Origin of the sequence: Fibrobacter sp. UWH1 (assembly GCF_002210365.1) — a bacterium.
In the GTDB taxonomy this organism is placed as follows: Bacteria; Fibrobacterota; Fibrobacteria; order Fibrobacterales; family Fibrobacteraceae; genus Fibrobacter.
The window spans coordinates 1-3,804 of sequence record NZ_MWQG01000081.1; the positions used below are offsets into that span (position 1 = coordinate 1).

Sequence of the window (3,804 nt, forward strand, 5' to 3'; positions counted from 1 at the left end):
GCGAATGTCAACAAAAAAGGGTGGCGAAGCCACCCACACATGTTGATGAAGAGCCGATTTTTTTTAATGAAAATTTTAGCTCCAATTAGACATTCTATAAACCACTTGGGCAAAATTGCCCCTTTCAATCTTTAATAAACAAACCTTCTTTTTTAAATTAGCCTTGACTAATAAATATTTGAAGGCTAATATGAAAAAACAAAATAGCTTATCTATACTATTCGACTTTGCCGCAGAAAAAAAGTCAAATCTAATAGCATCCTTAATCATCGCAGTGGTTGGAGTTCTCGCGGGGACCATCCCCTACTATTCAACTGCGCAACTACTGAACGGTTTTTACAATCATTCTGTTACCGCTAATTTTATATTGATCTGGGGACTTGTTGGAATTGGTGGATACATAGTAAAGATTCTTCTCTCCACTATTTCTACCATAATTTCCCATGTAGCAACCTTTGAAATACTCAAGAATATCCGCATTAGACTTACCCACAAGATGGAACGCATTCCCATGGGCATCATGCTTGACAAGGCTTCAGGCAGTTACAAGATGCTTGTAATCGAAACCGTCCAAAAAATCGAAAAGCCTCTTGCGCACATGGTTCCGGAAATGGCGGCAAATACATTTACGCCCATCGTTATCGTTGTCATACTCTTTGTAATTGACTGGAGAATGGCACTCGGTGCCATAGCAACAATCCCCATCGGTTTTATAGTAACCATGGGGCAAATGATTGGCTACAAGGAAAAGTCTTCCCGCTATTTTAAGGCCAATGCCGACATGAACGACGCCATTATAGAATACGTGAATGGTATCGAAGTAATTAAGGCATTCAATCAGGGAACATCCTCTTTCAGCAAGTTCTCTAGGGCTTGCACTTACTACCGCGACACAACCCTTGACTGGTGGAAAAATTGTTGGATGTTTTCTGCCGCAGGCCTTTCGCTCGTATCTGCCACGTTGCTCGTGACTCTCCCATTGGGCGCATACCTGTTCATGAATGGAGAAATTACTTTTGCCTCGTTCTTGACTTGCGCTATTCTTAGCATGGGCATTTCGAGCCCAATCCTTGCAACAATGAGCTATGCAGAAAGTTTCTCGAACGTTTTCCAGGCTCTTAAGCAGATTGACGATTTTCTTAACGAAAAGGATCTCGTTCGCCCCACCGAAGAGACTAAACTGAATGGAAATGTATTTGAATTCAAGAATGTCTCCTTTGGATATAAGGAGAAGCTTGTTCTCAAGGATATTTCTTTTAAGACCGTCGAGTCCGGCGTTACTGCAATTGTCGGACCCTCTGGAAGCGGAAAATCGACCATTGCAAAGCTCATGGCTGGTTTCTGGGATGTTTCACAAGGTGAAATTCTTTTGGGTGGGACGCCTCTCACGAAAATTCCATTTAAGCAGCAGATGGATAAGATTAGCTATGTAGCCCAGGATAATTACCTATTCAACTGCTCGATTAAAGAAAATATCCGCATGGGAAGGCCCACGGCAACTGATGAAGAAATCTACGAAGCAGCCAAATCTGCCGGCTGCCACGAATTCATCACAAAGCTAGAAAATGGCTACAACACTTTGGTTGGCGATGCCGGTGGAAAACTTTCCGGTGGCGAAAGGCAGCGAATCACCATCGCCCGCGCAATTCTCAAGAATGCAGACATTATTATTCTCGATGAAGCTACCGCCTACGCCGACCCAGAAAACGAGGCCGAAATCCAGAAAGCTCTTGAAAAACTCGTGAAGGATAAGGTCCTTATCATCATCGCCCATCGCCTCTCTACAATCAAGAATGCCCAAAACATCCTTGTCATAGATGACGGCAAGCTTTCCTGTCAAGGAACGCACGATATGCTGATGCAAAACAGCCCACTTTACAAGAACATGTGGGAAAAACACATCGCCGCTACAGAGAAATAGGAGTAGATAATGTTCAAGTCTTTAAAAAACATCTTAAATGTATGCGGAACACATAAGAAACGCATTTATGGAGGCATTGTCTGCGGTCTATTAAACGCAGGATTCAATTCCCTCTCGGTCATGGCATTCCTATGGGTACTTATGCATATCAATTCCCTGAATATGACCGTCATCTGGCAGACCACAGGGATTCTTGCCGTAGCCCTCGTCGGAAAAATCATCCTCAAGTATCTAATCAACATGTTCCTCGCTGCAGCAGGGTACATCGTGTACACCGATAAGCGCCTTGAACTTGGCGAAAAGTTAAAGCAAGCCCCAATGGGTTACTTTTCAAAGAAATCCCTCGGTCAAATCAACAACACCATTTCAAGCGCCATGACCGATTTGGAAAATGGAACCATGATTGCAGTCGAAAATGTCATTGGAGGCTTGTTACAGTCCGTAGCCGTTTCTGTATTCCTCATATTCTTTGACTGGCGAATTGGTTGCATTGCCATTCTTGGCATTTTACTTTCGATGTTTTCCTTGACACTGGTCCAAAAAAAGTCTGTCCAGTTTGCACCGGAACGCTATCGAATTGTTGAAAAGACAACCTCTGATATACTAGAATTCATCCGTGGTATCGCAGTTGTCCGCTCCTTTGGCAGAAAAAACGGTAATGAACTCGACAAGAGCTTTGAAGAATTCCAAAAGGTAAACACAGCCATGGAAATCTCCATTATAAAGCCCCATAGTCTCTTTCGCGGGACACTCTACATTTTTAGCGGCATCCTTATACTTGTATCAAGTTTTATGACATTCTACGGCATGCTTGACTTTGCGTACGGCATGATGTTCCTCCTTTCCGCATTTATCATCTATGGTCAGATTGAATTGCTTGGCAACGGAACCTTCCTTTTGGAACAAGTTGAAACAGCTCTAAGCCAATTGGAAGAAACCTTCAAGATTCCCGAAATGATCGGTAAAGCCGGGGTAAAGCCCGAAAACTTTTCCATTGAAATGAAGGATGTGGAATTCGGTTACGATTCAAGAACAATTCTCTCCAATGTTACTGCTAGCATTCCCGAAAAAACATCCTGCGCGATCATTGGCTCCTCTGGAAGTGGAAAGACCACTCTCTGCAACCTGATTGTTCGCTTTTGGGATGTTAAGAAAGGTTCCATTACCTTTGGCGGTCACGACATCCGCGAATACACGCCCGATGAACTCCTCTCCTATTTTTCAATGGTTTTCCAGAAAGTTTATCTATTTAATGACACCATAGAAAACAACATTCGTTTTGGAAAGCCGGATGCAACCCACGAAGAAATCGTTGCCGTAGCCAAGAAAGCAAAATGTCACGACTTTATTATGGCACTCCCAAATGGTTATGACACAGTGATTAGCGAAAGCGGAAGCTCGCTTTCGGGTGGCGAAAAGCAGAGAATTTCCATTGCGAGAGCGCTCCTGAAAAATGCCCCCGTAGTCATTCTTGACGAAGCCACATCTTCTGTGGATCCCGAAAACGAAGCCGACCTTCTAGATGCCATCAAGGAATTGACTGCAGGAAAAACGGTTATTTCCATCGCCCACCGAATGAATACAATTCGCGATGCCGACCAGATTCTAGTAATCGACCATGGTACTATTGCCGAGCACGGCAAGCATGATGAACTTAACAACAAGAATGGAATCTACAGTCGCTTCCTAAAAATCCGGAGCAATGCCTTCGGCTGGAATTTATTGAACTAAAATAGACTTTTAACATAGCTGGATTAGTAAAATGGTATCAAATTCTTGGTTCCCGTTTCACACTTATGCCCTGGACGATGAAACCCATGAAAAAATAGGCTCTTCATCAACATGTGTGGGTGGCTTCGCCACCCTTTTTTGTTGACATTCGC

At 43.4% G+C, this 3,804-nt stretch carries 2 protein-coding genes; both read left to right on the forward strand.

Annotated elements, in window-relative coordinates; translation table 11 throughout:
• Nucleotides 1-190: 190 nt before the first annotated feature.
• The gene (locus tag B7992_RS16060; RefSeq protein ID WP_088666802.1) at nt 191-1,921 is read left to right on the forward strand and encodes an ABC transporter ATP-binding protein; all 1,731 of its coding nucleotides are present in this window, start codon (nt 191-193) and stop codon (nt 1,919-1,921) included.
• A gap of 9 nt (nt 1,922-1,930) precedes the next feature.
• Complete coding sequence (locus tag B7992_RS16065) at nt 1,931-3,652, forward strand: ABC transporter ATP-binding protein (RefSeq protein ID WP_088666803.1); 1,722 nt, start codon at nt 1,931-1,933, stop codon at nt 3,650-3,652.
• Nucleotides 3,653-3,804 lie beyond the last annotated feature (152 nt).

What these genes read in the sequence shown, in the direction of transcription:
- B7992_RS16060 (WP_088666802.1), top strand. Translation starts at nt 191, where the DNA reads ATGAAAAAACAAAATAGCTTATCTATACTATTCGACTTTGCCGCAGAA.
- B7992_RS16065 (WP_088666803.1), top strand. Translation starts at nt 1,931, where the DNA reads ATGTTCAAGTCTTTAAAAAACATCTTAAATGTATGCGGAACACATAAG.